This is a genomic window from Salinisphaera sp. S4-8 (assembly GCF_040361235.1).
Classification (GTDB): domain Bacteria; phylum Pseudomonadota; class Gammaproteobacteria; order Nevskiales; family Salinisphaeraceae; genus Salinisphaera.
Window position 1 is genome coordinate 25217 of record NZ_APNF01000001.1, and the last position, 20029, is coordinate 45245.

At 63.4% G+C, this 20029-nt stretch carries 23 protein-coding genes and 1 tRNA gene; 12 read left to right on the forward strand and 12 right to left on the reverse strand.

The window, feature by feature from the left end:
* Positions 1-37: 37 nt before the first annotated feature.
* Both yajC and tgt read right to left on the reverse strand, forming a co-directional pair.
* Positions 38-364: a preprotein translocase subunit YajC gene (gene yajC, locus S4A8_RS00125; RefSeq protein WP_353177297.1), complete on the reverse strand. Its 327-nt coding sequence runs from the start codon at positions 362-364 to the stop codon at positions 38-40.
* A gap of 112 nt (positions 365-476) precedes the next feature.
* Positions 477-1613 carry a tRNA guanosine(34) transglycosylase Tgt gene (gene tgt, locus S4A8_RS00130; protein WP_353218546.1) on the reverse strand — a complete coding sequence of 379 codons (1137 nt, stop codon included), beginning with the start codon at positions 1611-1613 and terminating at the stop codon, positions 477-479.
* Between the two features lie 193 nt (positions 1614-1806).
* On the opposite strand from tgt, the gene dacB reads away from it, so the two are divergent.
* From dacB to S4A8_RS00145, 3 genes are all read left to right on the forward strand, one after another.
* Entirely contained in the window at positions 1807-3246 is a 1440-nt protein-coding gene (gene dacB / locus S4A8_RS00135; protein ID WP_353218547.1) for a D-alanyl-D-alanine carboxypeptidase/D-alanyl-D-alanine endopeptidase, read from the forward strand.
* A gap of 65 nt (positions 3247-3311) precedes the next feature.
* Positions 3312-3398: transfer RNA gene (locus tag S4A8_RS00140), tRNA-Leu, on the forward strand.
* Between the two features lie 160 nt (positions 3399-3558).
* Positions 3559-4206 carry a LysE family translocator gene (locus tag S4A8_RS00145; RefSeq protein WP_353218548.1) on the forward strand — a complete coding sequence of 216 codons (648 nt, stop codon included), beginning with the start codon at positions 3559-3561 and terminating at the stop codon, positions 4204-4206.
* A gap of 35 nt (positions 4207-4241) precedes the next feature.
* On the opposite strand, the gene S4A8_RS00150 is transcribed toward S4A8_RS00145, so the two are convergent.
* The gene (locus S4A8_RS00150; protein ID WP_353218549.1) at positions 4242-5570 is read right to left on the reverse strand and encodes a TrkH family potassium uptake protein; all 1329 of its coding nucleotides are present in this window, start codon (positions 5568-5570) and stop codon (positions 4242-4244) included.
* Positions 5571-5665: 95 nt separating this feature from the next.
* Entirely contained in the window at positions 5666-5851 is a 186-nt protein-coding gene (locus S4A8_RS00155) for a hypothetical protein (protein WP_353177290.1), read from the reverse strand.
* A gap of 112 nt (positions 5852-5963) precedes the next feature.
* Here S4A8_RS00155 and S4A8_RS00160 point away from each other — a divergent pair, with 112 nt between their 5' ends.
* Together S4A8_RS00160 and S4A8_RS00165 are read left to right on the forward strand one after the other, a co-directional pair.
* Positions 5964-6383: an HIT domain-containing protein gene (locus S4A8_RS00160; RefSeq protein ID WP_353177288.1), complete on the forward strand. Its 420-nt coding sequence runs from the start codon at positions 5964-5966 to the stop codon at positions 6381-6383.
* A complete protein-coding gene (locus S4A8_RS00165) occupies positions 6380-6589 on the forward strand; it encodes a SlyX family protein (protein WP_353177287.1) in 210 nt (69 codons plus the stop codon). Before S4A8_RS00160 ends, S4A8_RS00165 begins: the two co-directional genes overlap by 4 nt.
* A 298-nt stretch (positions 6590-6887) precedes the next feature.
* Here the strand turns inward: S4A8_RS00165 and S4A8_RS00170 are convergent, their stop codons facing one another.
* From S4A8_RS00170 to ppc, 3 genes are all read right to left on the reverse strand, one after another.
* On the reverse strand, positions 6888-7295 hold the full coding sequence (locus S4A8_RS00170) for a hypothetical protein (RefSeq protein ID WP_353177285.1): 408 nt from the start codon (positions 7293-7295) through the stop codon (positions 6888-6890).
* An 85-nt stretch (positions 7296-7380) separates the two neighbouring features.
* A complete protein-coding gene (locus S4A8_RS00175) occupies positions 7381-7932 on the reverse strand; it encodes a hypothetical protein (protein WP_353218550.1) in 552 nt (183 codons plus the stop codon).
* A gap of 35 nt (positions 7933-7967) precedes the next feature.
* The gene (gene ppc / locus S4A8_RS00180; RefSeq protein WP_353177281.1) at positions 7968-10757 is read right to left on the reverse strand and encodes a phosphoenolpyruvate carboxylase; all 2790 of its coding nucleotides are present in this window, start codon (positions 10755-10757) and stop codon (positions 7968-7970) included.
* A gap of 82 nt (positions 10758-10839) precedes the next feature.
* On the opposite strand from ppc, the gene S4A8_RS00185 reads away from it, so the two are divergent.
* Positions 10840-11439 (forward strand): NUDIX hydrolase, encoded by a 600-nt coding sequence (locus S4A8_RS00185; protein ID WP_353218551.1) that lies wholly within the window; start codon positions 10840-10842, stop codon positions 11437-11439.
* Positions 11440-11584: 145 nt separating this feature from the next.
* A complete protein-coding gene (gene fdxA, locus S4A8_RS00190) occupies positions 11585-11908 on the forward strand; it encodes a ferredoxin FdxA (RefSeq protein WP_353177277.1) in 324 nt (107 codons plus the stop codon).
* Here fdxA and S4A8_RS00195 read toward each other — a convergent pair whose 3' ends face one another.
* Together S4A8_RS00195 and xerD are read right to left on the reverse strand one after the other, a co-directional pair.
* The gene (locus S4A8_RS00195; protein WP_353218552.1) at positions 11909-12439 is read right to left on the reverse strand and encodes a class IV adenylate cyclase; all 531 of its coding nucleotides are present in this window, start codon (positions 12437-12439) and stop codon (positions 11909-11911) included.
* On the reverse strand, positions 12439-13350 hold the full coding sequence (gene xerD / locus S4A8_RS00200) for a site-specific tyrosine recombinase XerD (protein WP_353218553.1): 912 nt from the start codon (positions 13348-13350) through the stop codon (positions 12439-12441). The genes S4A8_RS00195 and xerD overlap by 1 nt, the downstream gene beginning before the upstream one ends.
* Positions 13351-13390: 40 nt before the next feature.
* Between xerD and zapE the strand changes: the two genes are divergently transcribed.
* Positions 13391-14485 (forward strand): cell division protein ZapE, encoded by a 1095-nt coding sequence (gene zapE, locus S4A8_RS00205; protein WP_353218554.1) that lies wholly within the window; start codon positions 13391-13393, stop codon positions 14483-14485.
* Positions 14486-14509: 24 nt separating this feature from the next.
* Here zapE and S4A8_RS00210 read toward each other — a convergent pair whose 3' ends face one another.
* The 3 genes from S4A8_RS00210 to S4A8_RS00220 all read right to left on the reverse strand — a co-directional run bounded on the left by S4A8_RS00210 (position 14510) and on the right by S4A8_RS00220 (position 15946).
* On the reverse strand, positions 14510-14956 hold the full coding sequence (locus S4A8_RS00210) for a MaoC family dehydratase (RefSeq protein WP_353218555.1): 447 nt from the start codon (positions 14954-14956) through the stop codon (positions 14510-14512).
* Positions 14953-15411 carry a MaoC family dehydratase gene (locus S4A8_RS00215; protein WP_353218556.1) on the reverse strand — a complete coding sequence of 153 codons (459 nt, stop codon included), beginning with the start codon at positions 15409-15411 and terminating at the stop codon, positions 14953-14955. The genes S4A8_RS00210 and S4A8_RS00215 overlap by 4 nt, the downstream gene beginning before the upstream one ends.
* 76 nt (positions 15412-15487) lie before the next feature.
* Positions 15488-15946 (reverse strand): pentapeptide repeat-containing protein, encoded by a 459-nt coding sequence (locus tag S4A8_RS00220; protein WP_353177266.1) that lies wholly within the window; start codon positions 15944-15946, stop codon positions 15488-15490.
* 294 nt (positions 15947-16240) lie between these two features.
* Here S4A8_RS00220 and S4A8_RS00225 point away from each other — a divergent pair, with 294 nt between their 5' ends.
* From S4A8_RS00225 to S4A8_RS00240, 4 genes are all read left to right on the forward strand, one after another.
* A complete protein-coding gene (locus S4A8_RS00225) occupies positions 16241-17851 on the forward strand; it encodes a long-chain fatty acid--CoA ligase (protein ID WP_353218557.1) in 1611 nt (536 codons plus the stop codon).
* A 231-nt stretch (positions 17852-18082) separates the two neighbouring features.
* Positions 18083-19048 carry a zinc-binding metallopeptidase family protein gene (locus S4A8_RS00230; RefSeq protein WP_353177263.1) on the forward strand — a complete coding sequence of 322 codons (966 nt, stop codon included), beginning with the start codon at positions 18083-18085 and terminating at the stop codon, positions 19046-19048.
* A gap of 123 nt (positions 19049-19171) precedes the next feature.
* Entirely contained in the window at positions 19172-19573 is a 402-nt protein-coding gene (locus S4A8_RS00235; RefSeq protein ID WP_353218558.1) for a metalloregulator ArsR/SmtB family transcription factor, read from the forward strand.
* Positions 19570-19983, forward strand: a complete 414-nt coding sequence (locus S4A8_RS00240) for an arsenate reductase ArsC (protein ID WP_353218559.1) — start codon at positions 19570-19572, stop codon at positions 19981-19983. The genes S4A8_RS00235 and S4A8_RS00240 overlap by 4 nt, the downstream gene beginning before the upstream one ends.
* Positions 19984-20029: the final 46 nt, after the last annotated feature.

A 20029-nucleotide genomic window follows, 5' to 3' on the forward strand; every position in this document is an offset into this window, starting at 1 on the left:
GTGCCTCGTCACACCGGTGCAGCCGCGAAGATACGCGTTACAGCGAGTCCAGCGTGCCCTTGGGCACCACACTCGCCACGGCGTTCTTCTGAATACGGATCTCGACGCCTTCGGACACTTCGACGACGATGAAGTTTTCGCCGACCTGGCGAATCTTGCCGGCCACGCCGCCCGAGGTCACCACTTCGACGCCTTTGTCCAGGCTTTCGAGCAGTTTCTTGTGCTCTTTCTGGCGCTTCATCTGCGGCCGGATGATCATGAAATACATGAACACGAAGAACAGACCGACCATGATCAGCGTGGGAAGAATACCGCCGGCCTGGCCGCCGGACTGCGCATAGGCCGGCGAAATCAGAAAATCCATAGTTTACCTCGATTGAAAACGGGGTCTGGCGCGTGGGCGCGCCCGTTCGAGCGGCGTAGTATGCCACAGCATTCGCCGGTTTCAGGACACACGCGCGCCACAGCGGCCCAGGCTAGCTGCCGTAACCGAAATAGGCCGCCTGCGCAGTCCCCGCGCCCTCGGGGCCGGTAAAGAACTCGCGCATGAAGGCATCGTAACGATCGGCCTCGATCGCGGTGCGGATACGCTGCATGAGTTGCTGGTAGTAATACAGGTTGTGCCAGGTATTGAGCCGCGCGGCTAGAATTTCGCCGCAGCGATACAGATGGTGCAGATAGGCCCGGCTGTAGTTGCGGCAGGTCGGACAGCCACAGTTCGCATCCAGCGGTCCGGTATCGTGCTTGTGCACCGCGTTCTTTATCTTGACCACGCCCTCGGAGGTAAACAGATAGCCGTTGCGGGCGTTGCGCGTGGGCATCACACAATCGAACATGTCGATGCCGAACGATACTGCCGCCACCAGGTCCGAAGGCGTGCCGACGCCCATGAGATAACGCGGATAATCGGCCGGGGTGACCGGCAACACGCCTTCGAGCACCGCGGCCTTGTCGGCCCAGGCCTCGCCGACCGATACGCCGCCGATGGCATAGCCGTCGAAGCCGATATCCACGAGCGCGGCCATCGATTCGGCGCGCAGATCGGCAAACACACTGCCCTGGTTGATACCGAACAACAGGTTGCGGCTATCGCCGTGGGCGCCTCGACAGCGTGCTGCCCAGCGCATGGACAGCTGCATCGACGCCGCCGCATCCTGCTTGGGCACCGGGTAATCGGTGCATTCGTCCAGACACATGACGATATCGGAGTTCAGCGCATGCTGGACTTCGATCGAGCGCTCGGGCGACAGATACTGGCGCGATCCGTCGAGCGGCGAACGAAACGCGACGCCGTCCTCGGTGAGCTTTCGCATCTCGGCCAGACTCCAGACCTGAAAGCCGCCGGAGTCGGTGAGAATCGGTTTGTCCCAGTGCATGAAGCCATGCAGGCCGCCGTGCGCCTCGATAATCTCGGTACCCGGGCGCAGCATCAGATGATAGGTATTACCCAGCACGATCTGTGCGCCCAGGCTTTCGAGCTCCTCCGGCGTCATGCCCTTGACCGTGCCGTAGGTGCCCACGGGCATGAAGGTCGGCGTATCCACCACGCCGTGCGGCAGGGTCAGGCGCGCGCGACGCGCCGCACCGGATTGATTGAGATGTTCTAGGGACATGGCGGCGCAGTTTAGACACGCCAGGCCACGGCGTCGACGGCCAGCGCCACGGTAATCGTGAAATTGAGTCCGTACCCGCGCTGGCTCTACACTGACGCCTTTCGCCGCGCCCGCCAGGGATCAGATGTTCATCGTTCGTAAATCGGCCCCACGCCGGGCCTTGTCCGGCAGGGTGATCGCAACCGCGCTTGCCGTGTCGTTGCTCCTCGCCGCCGTTCCCGGCCAGGCCGCGTCCTATCTCGACTCCTTGCGCGCACTATCGCGTCAGGCCGATGTCAGTGCCATGGTCATTCGCCTGGATGACATGTCGGTCATCGACGAAATCAATGCCGATCAGCGGCTTACGCCAGCCTCTGTCAGCAAGCTCTACGCGGCCGCCGCCGCGCTCGAACAGTTCGGCCCGGCGCATCGCTTTACCAGCCGTTTTACCACCAACGGCAGCGTGTCCGGCAACGCCTTGAACGGCAATCTGATATTCGTGGGCGGCGGCGATCCGGCGCTCGACAACGCGCGCCTGTGGAGCCTGATTAATGGCCTGCGCGAACGCGGCATCTCGCGCGTGAATGGCGATCTGGTCGTCGATGACGGGCTATTCGGCAGCGTGCCCTGCCTGACCAAGGACCGCTGCAAGGCCCAGCGCGTGGCCTCGCATGCCTACAGTGCGCCGCTGTCCTCGGCCGGCGTGAATTTCGCCACGATTCAGACCAATGTCTATGCCGGCGAGCGCGCCGGCGACCCAGCCCGGGTCGAGTTGCTGCCGCGCGGGCTGTCGGGCTATCGCATCGCCAACGATGTGAGCACCGGCCTGCCCGGCACGCGCCCGAGTCTGAGTGTGTGGCGCACCTATGACGGCGGCCAGTCCACGCTGCATCTGCGTGGTTCGTTGCCCATGGGCACCGGGCCCTACAAGATTCATCGCGCGGTCACCGGCCCGGCCCAGGACACCGCGCGCGTGATCGCGGCCATGCTCCACGACATGGGCATCACGGTGACCGGCAATGTGCGCGTGCAGGGCAACATCGGCGGCACCACCACGCTCGCCCACGTGGAAAGCGACACGCTCGCCGAGCAGCTGATTCCGCTGATGGCCTATTCGAACAATTACATGGCGGATACGCTCACCCTCGATCTGGCGGCCGACAGCGGCTACAACCGTCCGCTGACCCTGCCGCTGGCCTCCCAGGCGCTGGAAGCCCTGGCCGATCGGGCGTTGCGTGAAAACTTCCCCATGCAGGCCGGGGCCGGCAGCGGTGCGGTGCTGGATAGCGGCAGCGGCCTGGCGGTGAGCAACAAGCTCTCGGCGCGCGATCTGGTGGCGCTGCTGTCGTATATGTATCGCCAGCCGTCGCTGTTTCCGGCTTTCTACGGCAGCATTCCGGTCCCGCTCTCGGCGCCCTCGCGCACGCTCAAGCAGGGCAATTTCGACTGGCTCACCCGAATCAACGCCAAGACCGGCACCTTGAGCGAACCGGTCACGGTGCGCGCGCTGGCGGGTTATTTCCGGCGGCAAAGTGGCGGCTACGGCGCCTTTGCCTTCGTGATCAACGGTACGTCCTCGCGCCCGTCGCTGAGTTATCGCCAGACCGTGACCGCGTATCAGACCGATATGGAGTCGATTCTGGCCGATTACTGAGCGCGCTCGCACCGCTGCGCATTGGTCACAGGCAGCGACAGCGGTATACTGCGCGCCGATCACCTGCCCGGGTGGCGGAACTGGTAGACGCGCCGGACTCAAAATCCGGTTCTGGCAACAGAGTGCGAGTTCGATTCTCGCCCCGGGCACCATCGCTTACGCACACACGTCTTCGATGTGTGCCGCCCCGATTGGCAGCTTTTGCGCGGCAATCGACGCGCTGGCCTCGAGCCGGCATCACGCCTGGCCGGGCCAATGCATTCCGATTTTTCGGCGCGCCGGGCACACACGGCATATCGGGCGATACCCGGCATGGACATACCCACCGCGATCGCAGGCTTTGCACTGGCTGCCGGGTTGATGACCCTCACGCCCGGCATCGACACCGCGCTGGTCCTGCGTACCGCCGCGGTGGAAACACCGCGCCGGGCACTGTGTGCGGCGTTTGGCATCGTCACCGGGCTATTCGTCTGGGGCCTCGTGACGGCCTTCGGTCTGGGCGCGTTGCTGGCGGTTTCCGAACTCGCCTATCGCACGCTGCAGTTCGTGGGCGCGGCCTATCTGCTATGGCTCGGCGCCGGCATGCTACGGCGCGCGTTCAACGGCACAAACGCGTCGCCCGAACCGGCGGCGACAGCCGGGCGCGCGCCGGCGCGCCAAGCTCGTAGCTGGCTGCTACGCGGACTGGGTTCGAATCTGCTCAACCCCAAGGTCGGCGTGTTCTACGTAAGCTTTCTGCCCCAGTTCATTCCGGATGGCGCCAATGTGATCGCCTTCAGCAGCGTGTTGGCGCTCATTCACGTGGCGCTGACCCTGGCCTGGTTCGTGCTGCTGATCGCCGCGACCCGACCGTTCGCCCGCGCCCTGGCAAGCCAGCGCGTCACGCGCATGCTCGACGGCATCGCGGGCGCGGTGCTGGTGGGTTTCGGCCTGCGGCTGGCGCTGTCACCGACGCGTTGAGCGCGGCCAGGTTTTCGCAACGCGCGCGGGCGGGGCTATACCGCCAGATCAGCAACCGGGCGACCTCGACCTTCATCGCTGTCGGGCCGCGGGAATAACGCCACGCCGACGGTAATCGGGCCAAGACGGCCGATGAACATCATGCCGATCACGATCCACTTGCCCGCGGTACCGAGCTCGCCGGTCGCCCCCAGACTCAGGCCGACCGTGCCGATGGCCGAGGCCGACTCGAACATGAGCACGAGAAAATCCTGGTCCTCGACGAGCATGAGCGCGGCCATGCCCACCACGAAGGCGCCGATATAGAACCCCGCCGCGGCCACCGCCATATGGATACGCCGCGCGCTGATCGTCTCGCCGAGCAGGCGGATGGACTCGCGCCCGGCCAGTGCACCGCGTACCGCGCCGTAGAAGATGGCGACCGTGGTCGATTTGATACCACCGCCGGTGCCCGAGGGCGACGCGCCCATGATCATGGCCACCAGTATCAACAGAATCGAAGCCGAGCCCAGATTGGCGATGGGCACGGTATCGAAACCCACCGTGGTCATGGCCGTCATGACCTGGAAAAACGCCGCCAGCAGCCGTTCCTTGAGCCCCAGTTCCGCCAGATGGGCATCGGTGAGCGCGATCGACACCGTACCGATCAAGGCCAGCCAGAACGTCACGCGCAGAATGATGCGCGAGGTCAGCGACGGCCCACGCCGCCGGCTGACCCAGCGCCACCAGTCGCTCATCACGATGAAGCCGATCGCGCCGAGATAACTCAGGGCCGCGACGACCAGCACAATGCCGGTATTGTCGCTATAGGCTTCCAGGCTGGTATCGAACAGGCTGAAGCCGGCGGTACAGAAGGCGGAAACCGAATGAAAGACACCGTTCCAGATCGCATCCGGCGTGCCGGCGGCGGCGAAAAGCAGGCTCAGCAACACCGCGCCCACACATTCGATGGTCAGGGTGAATATGACCACCGCGCGGATAAACGCGCCCACATTCATATCCCGCGGCAGAATGAAGGCCGTGCGCGCCACGCCCCGGTGCACAGGATCCAGGCGGTGGCGCAGCGCGAGCATTACGAACGAACCCAGCGTCATGTAGCCGATGCCGCCGAGCTGGATCAGGCCGAGAATGACCAGTTCGCCGAAAAAGCTGTAGCTACCCGACGGGCTGATCGACACCAGCCCGGTAGTCGACACCGCCGAGGTCGCGATGAACAGATGATCAAGCCAGTCCAGGCCCGCCTGCGCATGGGCCTGCGGCAGACACAGCAGGGCGAAGCCGCAGGCGACGTAGAAGGCGTAGCCCCACAAAACCAGCGTTACCGGACGACGGCGACGCAAAAACCCGGAAAGACGTAAAGGCAAGATTTGCAAGGAAACGAGTCACTCAAGCAAGCGAACGCCGATAATTGATCACAAACGACGAATGCGCGCTAGCCCGCTTTGCGTGCCACGCAGAATTAGTGCAAATACAACAGGTAATAGCCGCCAAAACCGGCCGCGACCAGCGCCAGCACAATCCAGAAATACTTGTTCGAAACGAACGCGAAAATGAACATCACGACCACGACGGCAAAACCGGCCATGAGCAGGCCTGACCAGCCGCCGCCTTGAATGACATCGATCCAGCCTCTGATTGCGTCCATCGCTTCCCCCGAGTGAAATCCACCCCGGCGAAGGCCGAGGTCTTTCGCCGATCTTATACAATGACGGGCTCGCCGCCGATAGGCGCCATGCCGTAACGACCTGACCGCCGCGATGCAGATTGACGATCAACTACTTGCCGATTGCCATGTCCTCGGCCAACTCGACCATGCCAGCGTGCTATTGCATCGCAACGCGGCCGTCGGCTGGCTGATTCTGGTCGTCGATACCGACGCAATCGACTGGCACCAGCTCGACGATGCGGAACATGCGCGGGTCAGTGCCCAGGTACGCGCCTTGTCGCGTTTCGTGGCTCACGAATTCGAAGCGGACAAGCTCAACGTGGCCACCCTCGGCAATCAGGTCGCCCAGATGCATATCCACATCATCGCCCGCCATCAAAACGACCCCTGCTGGCCGCGCCCGGTCTGGGGTAATCTTGACGAATCCCGCGATTACAGCGCGACCATGATCACCACGCTGCGCGATCGCCTAGTCGGCGAACTCGGCCTCGAGACTGCGGGGCTAGCATGAGCGAATCGAGTATCGAAACCCTGGAAATGCGCATCGCCTACCAGGACGCGACCATCGAACAGCTCAGCGATCTGGTCTATGCCCAGAGCCGCGAAATCGACCGCCTGCACGAGCGCTACCAGCAGCTCGAATCACGTATTGGCGCGCTGGCGGAATCCGAAGGCGGCGCCGTCCAGAACCTGGACGAAACGCCGCCTCACTATTAGTCAGGGAAGCTAGGGCGTGTCGTCATAAGATATGACGTCGCATTGCCCGCATCGGGCGTGTCAGGCAAGGCGCGGGCCGCCGAGCGTGGCCCGCCACGGTCAAGGTCCGCAACGCCGCATCGCGCGTCCGACGCGGGCAACCCGGGGGTCGGCGGCCAAGCCCCGGCAATCCGGCGCCATAGTCGATTTTCAGGGGCTCGCTCACGTGGCATGGCCACGCGACGCTCGCGATGCCTTGTCTTGCCGGCGCTTGGCTGCCGATGCGACGCCGTATCTTATGACGACACGCCCTGGGGCGCTAGAACTGGATACGGCCGCCGCCGCCCTGCTGGCCGCCGCCAAAGCCGCCCTGACCACCGCCGTAGCCGCCCTGGCCCGGCACCTGGATCTGCTGGCTTTGCTGGCGCTGCATTTCCTTGAGTTCTTCGATGGCGCGTTCGGCCGCGGCATTGACCGCGTCCGGGAACTGATCGATCGCAGCGCCCAGAGAATCGGCTTCCAGCTCGAACGACAGCGGCAGACTGCCGGCCGGGGTCATCAGGCTGGCCGAGCCTTCATAGCGCACAGCGCGTGAGCTGTCGTCGTCGCCGTCCTTGGTGACCGGAATCAGACGACGAATACTGCCGACCTTGAGGTCCGTAAAGGACTCTTCGCGATACATGCTGTCGGCATCGACCTTGATCTCGGGCATTTCGTTTTCGGCCATGACGGTTTCCTTGAACGTCAAAAACAATGACGACAAGGATAACAGCGTGCAGCTAGAAGGCTAAGCGCCGGGCCGAACTGCTCGGCTACTTGAGCGCCTCGGCGTTCTGGAAAGCCGAGCTGATGCGTGCCTGCAGCTCCTTCTTGAAGGCATCGCGCAGCTGCTCACGCGCGCGGGTGACGTCCCGACCCTGGACCAGGGTCTGCTGCAGGCCGTTGTAGATAGAAAACGTCTGCAGCCCGCCATCGCCTTCATTGGCGGTGCGCAGCAGTTCCGTGGAAGCAGCCACCGCCGCGGTCACGCCATCGTCTTCTTCCTGCTGATGCACGATATACATGATGCGCAGCACGCGTACGCCGGCCGGCAAGTCCTCGCCGGCCATGCGAATCGTGGCCTGGCGGGCATCGGCCAGGGCCTCGCGGGCGAGCGAGGTGACCAGCTCCTCGGGCAGCATGGAATAACGCGCATCGGCCACCGGCACGATATCGAGATAGACCGGGCGCGGCGGACGTTCGGCGCTAGTCTTGGGGGTCGCATCCTGTGTCTGCGCCTGGGCGAATGCGCTCGTGGCAAAGGCAAACACACACAGCGCCACACCGACCAGCCCGCGCCGGGCAAGCAAAAACCGAAGATTCATGGTCTTGATCTCACTATCGATAACGCGAAAAAACGTCAGCCGGTATTGCGCATGCCGGCGGCGATCGCGTTGATCGAGCGCAATACCGGGTCCAGCCAGATCCGATCGCCGCCTTCACGATAACGCGTGAGCGCGGTGATCTGAATATGGTTGAGCGGGTCGAGATAAGGCCGCCGCCGATCCAGCGAGCGCTTGAGCACCACGTCGTCGTCGAGCAATGCCGTCTCGCCCGTAATCGCGAGTATACGCGCGACCGCACGCTCGTATTCGGCCTTGATGGCATCGAATATGGCGTTATGTTCCGGCGCCAGCTCGGCATAGGCTGCGGCGATGCGCATATCGGCCTTGGACAGCGACATCTGCACGCTATCGATGATGGTGCGGAAATACGGCCAGTCGCGATACAGGGCCACCAGTTCGTCGTTGTCGATGCCGGCCTCGGCAAGCGCGGTGCCTACGCCGAGCCAGCCCGGCAGGGTGTGGCGCGACTGGGCCCAGGCAAATACCCAGGAAATGGCGCGAATCGAGGATTTGCCACGCACCGCCTTGCGATGGCCGGGGCGCGAGCCGATATTCAGCGCACCGATTTCGGCTGTGGGCGTGGCCGCATAGAAGTAATCGAAAAAACCATCGGTATCCTCGGTCAGGCGTCGATAAAAGGCCTCGCCGGTATCCGACAACGCGCCAGCCACCCGCGAATGGTCGGTATCGTCGGTGGCAAAGCCGCTGGCCTTGAGCGTACCGGTGATGCCGAGCGTGAGTTCGTGAATCGCGGTTTCCGGATTGCTGTACTTGGCGAAGATCATTTCGCCCTGCTCGGTGAACTTGATGCGCGAACGCACCGTGCCCGGGGGCTGCGAAACGATTGCCTGATGGGTGGGCCCGCCGCCGCGCCCGACCGTGCCGCCACGGCCATGAAACAGCAGACTGTCGACGTCGTGCTTGTCGCACACCGCCACTGCCAGCTGCTGGGCCTTATAGAGCTGCCAGCGCGAGGCCATGATGCCGCCGTCCTTGCAGGAGTCGGAATAGCCGAGCATGACTTCCTGGCGCCGCTTGCCATCGTCGCCCTGGGCTTCGAGAAACGCACGATAGGCCGGCTGGCCGAGCAGGCCATCGAGTACCGGTTCGATATGTTCGAGATCGGCCACCGTTTCGAACAACGGCGCGATCGCCAGCGGCGGCGTGGCCCCGCCCGGCTCATAGACGCCACTGGCGCGCATGAGCCACAGCAGAGCGAGCATATCCGAGACGTTGTGCGTCATCGAAATCACGTAGCTGCCAAAGGCATCCACGCCCAGCGTGCGGGTGAATTCGCGTACCACGGCCAGGCTGTCGAGCGTATCGCCCACCTCGCCCGAGACATCGACCCGGGCGATATCGGGCACATCCTCGCGCGCCAGTTCCGCAGCCAGCAGTTCGCTGCGGGAGGCGTCGTCGAGCGATTCGTAGTCTTCGCAGATATCCAGCGCGGCAAACAGCTCGTGCAGGCACTGGGTATGGCGGGTGGATTCTTCGCGCAGATCCAGCCGTGCGAGATGGAAACCGAAGGTCTGGACCAGACGCTGCAAGTCCTTGATTTCGTCATCGGCGATCGCCTCGTCGCCATGGCCGGCCAACGATTCGCGCATGACCCGGATTTCGTCGACCAGCTCGGCCGCGCTGGCATAAGCCACCGGGCTGCGCTCGCTGCGTTCGGCACGCAGGCGCAACTCGGTCTGCAACTGGTCGACCATGGCCGCGATACGCTGGCGCATGAGATAGAGCTTGCGCCGATAGGGCTCGGCCGCGAAGCGCTCGGCGCGTACGCCGGTATGCGCGGCGATACGCTGTTCGTCGTCGGCCAGGCGTTGCCAGAAGGCATCACTGGGGTTGCACCAGCGCGCCGAGAACGACAGCCGGCTGGCCAGATGATCGATCCGGCGCAGATATTCGGAGAGCACTTCGCGGGCCTGCATACGCAGCGCATAGCGGGTTTCGCGCGCAGTGACATAGGGGTTGCCGTCGCGGTCGCCGCCGATCCAGGAGCCGAAATCCAGCACCGTCGGCGGCTCGACGCGTTCGCCGTAGGCATTGGACAGCGCGCGTTCGAGGTTGCGATAGATCACCGGCACGCTGGCAAACAGCGAGGCCCGAAAGTAGTACAGGCCGTTGCGAATTTCGTCGGCGACCGTCGGGCGCGAGCCGCGCAGTTCCTCGGTTTTCCAGAGCACCTGAATGTTCTGGCGGATATGTTCTTCGACTTCGGCGTAGCGGCGTTCGTCCGGCTCGTCGAAGGCCAGCTCCCGAAACCATTCGAACAGTCGGCGCAGCGCATCCAGCACCGCCCGTGGCTTGGCCTCGGTGGGATGGGCGGTGAACACCGGCATGAACGACAGCCGCTCGAGGCGCGACAACGCTTCGTCCAGCCCCACGCCTTCGGCGGCCAGATCGGTAAAACTGCGATTGAACGAACCGATCCATTGCGGATTGCCGTCGGCCGCCAGCGCACGCCGGGTGCGGTGGGCATGCAGTTCTTCGAGCAGGTTGGCGAGATTGAAATAGATCGCGAACGCGCGCGTGACCTCGGTCATGGTTTCGGCGGGCAACTCGGCCACGAGCGCCTGCAGTTCGGCGCGTTTTTGCGCATCCTCATTTTCGCGCAGCGCGATATAGCCGCGCCGCAGCGTTTCCACGGTATCGAACACGCCTTCGCGCGCCTGCGAGCGCAGCACATCGCCCAGCAGCACGCCGGCCGCGCGTACCTGCGCTCGCAGGGCTTCATCGTGGGCGGCCACGTCGGTCGCGCTCATGGCCGGGTGTTTTTCATTGATCGACGGATTCATGTCTCAAGCCGTTGCATGGTTCGTGCCGATTCGCAGAATAGCAGCGCATCGATTGCGCCTCGTTGTCTGCTAATCTTGCGCGATGCCCAAGCCCATGACCTACTGCCCCAACTGCGGCGCGCCGACCGAATACAAGATTCCGCCGGGCGACGATCGCAAGCGCAATATCTGCACGGCGACCGGCGAGATCTTCTACGACAACCCGCGCAATGTGGTCGGCTGTATTGTCGAGCACGAGGACAAGATCCTCATGTGCCGCCGCGCGATCGAACCGCGGCTGGGTTTCTGGACGCTGCCGGCCGGCTTTCTCGAACTCGGCGAGACCATCTATCAGGGCGCGGCCCGCGAAACCCGCGAAGAAGCCCAGGCCGAGGTGCGCGACGCCGAGCTGTTCGCGATGATCGATGTCACCCATATCGGTCAGGTACATATCTTCTACCGCGCGCAACTGGCGGGCAGCCACTACGGCGCCGGCCCGGAAAGCCAGTTCGTGACCCTGCAAAGCGAAGACGAGATCGAATGGTCTCAGCTGGCCTTTCCCACCATCCATCGTGCGCTGAGCCACTATTTCGCCGATCGCGCGCGCGGGCGATTCGAACTGCATACCGACGATCTGGGCAGCGACGACTGGCGCCAGATGAATCTCGACCGGGTTGCGCGAACCGCGGCCTCTGGCGGCTGACCCAGATCAAGTAGCCGCGCGGTGATTCGCAGTCTAATGGCCGCGCGACGGCGATACCCACGTACCACGCGTGGGCACAACGCGACATCGGACAGCTGGTAAACTGTCGCGCATCTGAAGTTTTTTGTTACGAGGCCCGACCGCGATGACGTTCGTTGTCACCGAGAACTGCATCAAGTGCAAGTACACCGACTGCGTGGAAGTCTGCCCGGTCGACTGTTTTCACGAGGGGCCGAACTTTCTGGCCATCGATCCGGAAGAGTGCATCGACTGCACGCTTTGCGAGCCGGAATGCCCGGTGGAGGCGATTCTGTCGGAAGACGATCTGCCTGCCGATCAGGCCCACTTCCTCGAACTCAATGCCGAGCTCGCCGCCAAGTGGCCCGTGATCACCGAGATCAAGGACCCGCCGGCCGATGCCGATGAATGGGCCGACAAGCCGGACAAGCTCAAGCTGCTGGAGCGCTAGTTATCCTCCGGTGGCGCCCTCGCCGGCCTCGATGAGATCGATATAGGCGCCGTCGACGAGCGCTTCGTCGTCAATGGCCAGACGCCGCATCAGTTGTTCGGCTTCGGCGCGCCCCTGCGCGATTGATTCCTCGGCACCGAGCACGACCTCCAGTTCCATGTAGTCACCCAACCCGGTCACGTGGTCCAGGTGAATACGCGTGCGCCCGGCCATGAACAGTGTGCGGGTCTTGATTACCTCGCCACGTACGCCATTTGACCTTGCCAGCAGGCGGCGCATGCTCTGCGGGTCGCTGACCGGGCTGCGTTCGTAGTCGCAGGCTTTCGGCCCCGTCGCATCCGGTCGGCGGTAGACGATCAGCTCCGCCGAGGCGTCGGCAAAACATCTCAGTTTGAGCCGACCGTTCGCGCAGTTGAAGAAGATATCGTGCTGCTCGATCCGCCACGGCCCGGCATCGGCGATTTCGGCCACGCGTGTTTTCAGCGCATCGAGATCGGCGACCGCGGCCTTGATTTCGATATTGCGTGCCATCAGCCGCGTGGATGATGTTCGGCATGCAGCGCGGCCAGACGGGCCCGCGCGACGTGGGTATAGATCTGGGTGGTGGACAGATCGGAATGGCCGAGCAGCATCTGGACCGCGCGCAGATCGGCGCCGTGGTTGAGCAGGTGGGTGGCAAAGGCATGACGCAGGGCATGCGGCGATATGTCGTTTCGAATGCCGGCCTGCTCGGCATAGCCGCGAATGCGATACCAGACGTTCTGGCGGGTCATGCCCCCGCCGCGCCCGGTGACGAACAGGGCGTCGCTTTGTCTGGCGCCGAGCAGGATGCCGCGTGCTTCGCGCATATAGTGTTCCAGCCATTCGATCGCTGCCAGGCCCAGCGGCACCAGGCGTTCGCGCCCGCCCTTGCCGGTCACCCGAATCACGCCCTGACGCGTGTTGACCTGCGCACGCGTGGCCCCGACCAGTTCCGACACACGTAGCCCGGCGGCATACATGAGTTCGAGCATGGCGCGATCGCGCAGACCGATATCGCTATCGGTATCGGGGGCCGCCAGTAGCGCTTCGACATCCGCTTCGGTGAGGGTCTTGGGCAGGCGCCGGCCCTGGGCCGGCATATCGATCAGTGCGCTCGGGTCTTCGGCGATCACGTTGGCGCGTAGCTGGTAGCGATAGAACTGGCGCAGGCTCGACAACAGCCGGGCCGCGCTGCGCGGGCTCGAGCCGGGCGTGTTGCGCGCGGCCAGATAGGCCTGCAGATCGGCGCGCTGGACGTCGACGAGCGCTACGCGCCGATCCAGCCATTTCGCGAAATGCGCCAGATCGTTGCGATAGGCGCCCAGCGTGGCATCCGACAGACCCCGCTCGGCCCAGAGGCCGTCGATAAAGGATTCGATCACCCGGGCGGTGTCGTCGTCGAGGGCGTCGATAGCAGCCATGCCGCGTATAATAAACGGATTTTACCGTACGAGAGTTTGCATGGCCGACACCGCTGACAGCGCCGCGGGCCCACGCGCGCGCTACGACGCCGATCTGGCGCGCGACGATTTTCTGCGTGACCCTGCCCAGGAGAAAGCGGTCGACGCGCTGCAGTCGATCCACGACGCCCTGCTCGAAAACCCGACCACCAAACCGCTGTTCGGCAAGCCCAAGCGCAAGCCGGTCACCGGGCTCTATCTGTGGGGCGGCGTCGGTCGTGGCAAAACCTACCTGATGGACAGTTTCTTCGAAAACCTGCCCTTCGAGGAAAAATCGCGGCTGCATTTTCATCGCTTCATGCAGAAGGTGCACGAAGCGCGCAAGAAATATGCACACAAGTCCGACCCGCTCAAGCTCATCGCCAAGGAATGGGCCAGCGACCGCGTGTTGTGCTTCGACGAGTTCTTTGTCTCCGACGTGGCCGATGCCATGATTCTGGCGCGTTTGACCGAAGAACTGTTCGAGCGCGGCGTGACGCTCGTGACCACCTCCAACGTCGCGCCCGACGATCTCTACAAGGACGGCCTGCAGCGCGAGCGCTTCAAACCGGCCATCGAGCGCATCAAGCAATACTGCACGGTCATGCATCTCGACGACGGCACCGACTACCGTCTGGATCGTATCGACGCGGCGGCCACCTATCAGACCCCCACCGGCGAAGCCGCCGATGCGGTGCTCGCCAGCCATTTCGAACGCCTGGCGACCGGGCGCGATACCGAGGGCGGCAACGTCAAGATCCTGGGCCGCAAGATTCCCGTGCGCCGACGCGCCGACAGCGCGGTGTGGTTCGACTTCGAGGATCTGTGTCGCGGCAATCGCTCGGCCAACGACTACATCGAGATGGCGCGCGAATACTCGACCATCATGGTGTCGAACGTGCCCGTATTCGATGACAACGAAAACAACGCCGCCCGGCGCTTCATCAACGCCGTGGACGAATTCTACGACCGACGCGTGAACCTGTTCTGTACCGCCGAGGCCGAGCCGGACGATCTCTACCAGGGCACCCGCCTGGAATTCGAGTTCGAACGCACGGCCAGTCGCCTGCACGAAATGAGTTCCAGCGAATATCTCGGCGAGCCGCATCGCACCTGAGGCGCGGCCAGCTACGACGGTGTGTCAGCCGGGCTCGCGCCGGGCGATCATCGAGGTCGACACAAAGCTCATTACCACGACATCGTCCTGATTACGCGTTTCGACCTCGAACTGCACCAGCCCCATTTCGGGCCGCGATTCGGATACGCGCTTGCTGGCCACACGCACCTGCGCGATGAGTTGATCATCGGGATAGACTGGCTTGCGCCAGCGCAGGTTTTCGAAACCGGGTGAGCCGAGACTGGCCAGCGGCTCGTCGCGGCCGGTCATCATCAGCCGCATGGTCAGCGCTGCGGTATGCCAGCCGGAGGCCGCCAGCCGTCCGAAATAGGTATTCGCCGCGCCTTCGTCGCTCAAATGAAACGGTTGCGGATCGTAGCGTTTGGCAAAGGCGATCATCTCGTCGGCGCTGGCGCTGGTCGGGCCCAGTTCCACCGTGTCGCCGACCGCGAGGTCTTCGTAGTGAATCATGCCGTGGCTCCACTGGTATCGCGGCGGCCGAACAGGCCGTTCGAGGCGATCTCACAGACGACCTCGTCGTGCTGATTGAGCACTTCGAAGCGATTCTTCACCAGGCCCATTTCCGGCCGGCTTTCGAGCACGCGCTTGGATAGCGCCTGCTGGCGCACCGACAACGTATCGCCGGCATAGACGGGTTTGAGCCAGCGCACTTCATCCACGCCCGGCGAGCCCAACGAGGCCGCATCCAGCAGCAGGTGATCGACCAGCAGACGCATGAAAATCGCACAGGTCAAAAGCCCGGGCGCGGTCAGCGCGCCGTAGGGGCTGTCCTTGGCCGCTTCGGGGTCGGTATGAAACGGCAGCGGATCATAGGCCGTGGCGAATTCGATGATCTCAGCCTCGGTCACCTGATAGGCGCCGTAGCGTTCGGTCTCGCCAACCTCGAAATCTTCCCAGTAGCGCATACGTTCGATATCCGTCGATAAGGATCGCCGCACTATAACCAAGCCGCCCGCATCCGGCGACGCGGGCGGCGATGCGCTAGACCCGCTGGCGTGCCAGCTCGCCGTACAGGCCGGTCGCGCCGTTCAGCTCGGCGCCAGAGAAATCGGTGCCCTGCAAGTCGGCCCCGGTAAAGCGCGCGCCCGTGAGCATGGCATCCACGAACACCGCATCGCGCAGATTTGTATTGGACAGATCGGCCCCGGCCAACCATGCCCCATTCAGTTTGGCGCCGATCAGCGACGCCCCTTCCAGGCGCGTGTTTTCCAGCCGGGCGTTGCTCAGATCCGCGGCCGCCAGATTGGCGCCCGACAGATCCATGCCGGACAGGTCCAGATAGCTCAGATCATGGCCGGAAAAATCGGCCGGCTGCTCGGGCGTGGCCGCGTCCAGCTCGGCCTGCATCTCGTCGACCGTCAATTCGCCGGCCATGACACCGCCGGCATGCCCGATTACCAGGGCTGCGGAAAACAATATGGACAGCAGTCGTTTACTCATGGCCCTACCTCTGTTCGTGGGCTAAAGATGCAACGCGTTTTCGCGCGCACCATCGACGCATACACAAGGCTACGCCGGTATGCGTATGTCAGCTGAACAGCAGTGCGTGTTCCGTAACGCCTGCGTTAAAACGCTGTTTCAAGCGGTACGCGAGGCCGCCCGGTACGCCGCATTACCCGGATCGGCGCAGACGGTTTGCTGGTATAAGCCAACAAATATGGACGATCCGGGCATGCCAATGCGATGCTCGTCACCGGCGACTTACAACAAACAGACATGGCTAGAGGAGATCCCATGCAATCCACGATGATGGACCGCCCGCTGCTGCTCGACGACATTCTCGAGCGCGCGGGCACCCAGTTCGGCGATGTGGAAATCGTGACCCACATGCCGGACAAGAGCCTGTTTCGCTATACCTATGCCGATATGGTCAAGCGCGCCAAGCAGCTGGCCCAGGCACTGATCGAAGCCGGCATCAAGAACGGCGACCGGGTCGCGACCTTCTCCTGGAACACACACGCCCATCTGGAAGCCTATTTCGGTATTCCGATTACCGGCGCGGTCCTGCATACGCTCAACCTGCGCCTGCCACCGGACGATGTGGCCTGGATCGTCAACCATGCCGAAGATCGCATTCTGATCATCGACGACGTATTGCTGCCGCTCTACGAAAAATTCGCCGATCAGGTGAATTTCGAAAAGATTATCGTCGTGCCGCTGGCCGGCAAGCCGGTGCCCGACGGCATGATCGGCTACGAAGATTTCCTGGCCGGCGCCCAGGGCGAATTCGAATATCCGGAAAAAAGCGAATACGACGCCTGCGGCATGTGCTACACCTCGGGCACCACCGGCAAGCCCAAGGGCGTCGTCTATTCGCACCGCTCCAGCGTGCTGCATGCCATGGCCTCCGCCACGCCGGATACGCTGAATCTATCGTACAACGACGTGATTCTGCCGGTGGTACCGATGTTCCACGTCAACGCCTGGGGCCTGCCCTATGTATCGACGATGACGGGCGCCAAGCAGGTCTTTCCGGGTCCGCACATGGATGCGGAAAGCCTGCTCAAGGTCTATGAATCCGAACAGGTCAACGTCACGGCCGGCGTGCCGACGATCTGGATGGGCATCATCAACGCGCTGGATGCCGAGCCGAATCGTTGGAAGCTGCATCCGGAAATGCGCATGACCGTGGGCGGCTCGGCCGTGCCGGAAGCCATGATCCGGCGCTTCGACAAATACGGGCTCACCGTGATCCAGGCCTGGGGCATGACCGAAACCTCGCCGCTGGCCTCGGCCGCGCGCCTGAAACCCAAAATCCAGCAGCGCTCCGAAGACGAGCAATACGCGATTCGTGCGACCGCCGGCGCACCGGTGCCGTTCGTGGATACGCGTATCGTGGGCGATGAGGGCCAACCGCTGCCCTGGAACGGCAAGGAAATGGGCGAAATCCAGGTCCGTGGGCCGTGGATCACGGGCAGCTATTACCGGCTCGAAAACAGCGACGAGAAATTCACCGCCGACGGCTGGCTGCGCACCGGCGATATCGCCACCATCGACGAAGACGGCTATATCAACATCACCGACCGCACCAAGGACGTAATCAAGTCCGGTGGCGAGTGGATTTCCTCGGTCCAGCTGGAAAACGCCATCATGGGCCATGAAGACGTGGCCGAAGCGGCCGTCGTGGCCCAACCCGATGAAAAATGGGGCGAACGCCCGCTGGCTGCGGTGGTGGTGCGCGAAGGCCGCGAACTCTCGGCCGAAGACCTGTCCGCTTTCCTGCGCGAGCGCATGGAAAAATGGATGGTGCCGGAAAACTATGTCTTCGTGGACGAGATTCCGCGCACGTCCACGGGCAAATTCAGCAAGCTGGACCTGCGTCGGCAATTGCTCGAAAACGCCTGATCGACCGCTTTGCCGTCATTCATGCCCGGCCTGTGTTACAGGCCGGGCTTTTTTATGATCGTCTTGCGCTGCGTCCCAGCGCAATCAGCGCATCACCGCCATGTACGCCGGCCCGGGGCGGGCGCTGGCGGCCAAGGTGTTTGCCCGCATGACGGTTGACCCACGCAGCCGAACGGCCGAACGTGGGCTGTATGTTCGTTTTTTCTGGCCTCGTTCTGGAGCCCTAGCGCAATGCGTGTATTCGCCAACCCCGTCGGTTCCGGTTCACTCTGGTTCGATAATCTCACCACCGCCGAGGGCACGCCGGTCGCCTACGACCCGCAGGCCCGTGCCTTCGTGCCGATGCCGCCGTTCTGTATCAACCGCGAAGTCATCGGCTGTAACTGGATCGCGCCCGAGCAAGGGGCGTTCTGTCGCTCCTGTGCGATGACCGCGCTCGCGCCCGACCCAGCGATCGACGGTGCGATGGCGAACTGGGCCGAAACCGAAGCCGCCAAGCGCTGGACACTGGATAATCTCGGTCGCTGGCACTGGTTTCGCCCCGAGGACCCGGGCACACGCCCGGTGTTCCACATGCTCGCCGAAGACACCGCCCCGGTGCCCATGGGCCATGCCCAGGGCGTGGTGACGATCAGCGTGACCGAGGCCGACCCGGTGGTCCGTGCGACCCGTAGCCAGGCGCTCCAGGAGCGCTATCGGACCATGATCGGACATATGCGCCACGAGATCGCGCATATGCTGTGGTGGCGGCTGAGTCTGCGCGATGATTTCCTGGATGCATTTCGCGACATGTTCGGCGACGAACGCGCGGATTATCCCACCGCGCTGCAACGCCACTACGAAAACGGCCCGCCGCCGGATTGGTCGCTGCGTTTTCTGACCAGCTATGCATCGGCGCATCCGCATGAAGACTGGGCCGAAACCACTGCCCATCTACTGCACTTGACCGACATCACCGACAGCTTCATGGCCGCCGGGCTGTCCGCGCCCGAGCTGCCCGACCGCGGCTGGGATCCCTATGCAGAGCCGGATTCCGAGCGTCTGATTCATATCGCCGCCTCGCTTGCCATCGGCGTGAATCATGTCAATCGCTCGATGGGGCTGTCGGATCTGTATCCGTTCGCCCTTTCCGAGGCAGCACGGCGCAAGCTCGCGTTCGTACACGGCTGGCTGCGCCGCGGCGCGCAGGGGCTCTAAGCGCCTAGCACGGCGGCGCTGTGTTGGCGCGCTCGCCGTCAGCGCCGGGACAACGGTGTATGAGATTGACGTATTCGCTACTTCGTATATTCTATTTTCCATATATACGAATTTTCGAATACGATGGCTATACCCACCGATGTCCCGCGGGATCAAATCGCGGCCGAGGACTTCTTTCAGGCCCTCGCCGATAACACCCGGCTACGTTGCGTGATGCTTATCGCCCAGCACGGCGAATTGTGCGTTTGCGAGCTGGTACATGCGCTCGATCTGTCCCAACCCAAGATTTCGCGGCACCTGAAACTGCTGCGCGACGCCGGCGTAGTCGATGATCGGCGCGAACGGGTCTGGGTGTATTACCGCATCGGCAAACAACTGCCCGGCTGGGCACGCGAGGTCATTGCGGCCACTGCCCAGGCCAACACCCGAAGCGAACCTTTCATGCGCGATACACAACGGCTGGCCACCATGGCCGATCGACCCGGCGAACGTTGTAGCACCCCGCCCGTGACCGACCCCGCATGAATATTCTCTATGTATGCACCGGCAACAGCTGCCGCTCGCAAATGGCCGAAGGCTGGACCCGTCATCTGGGCGGCAATGAAATTGCCGTACGCTCGGCCGGTCTCGAGGCGCATGGGCTCAATCCGAACGCGGTGGCGGCGATGCAGGCAGCCGGCGTCGACATATCAGCGCAGACATCGTCGATTCTCGCCAGCGCGGATATCGACTGGGCCGATATCGTGGTCACGGTCTGTGGCCATGCCGACGAGCATTGCCCGCTGCTGCCAGCCGGCACACACAAGCACCACTGGGGCCTGGAAGATCCAGCCAAAGCCCAGGGCAGCCGCGCGCAGATCGCCGCGATCTTCGCGGCCAGCCGCGACGCTATCCAACAGCGCGTCGCAGGTCTGCTCGCGGAGCTGACCGACTGAGCCGCCCGGCCCCTTTTCAACGATGCATGCCCCGGGCGTGACGCGC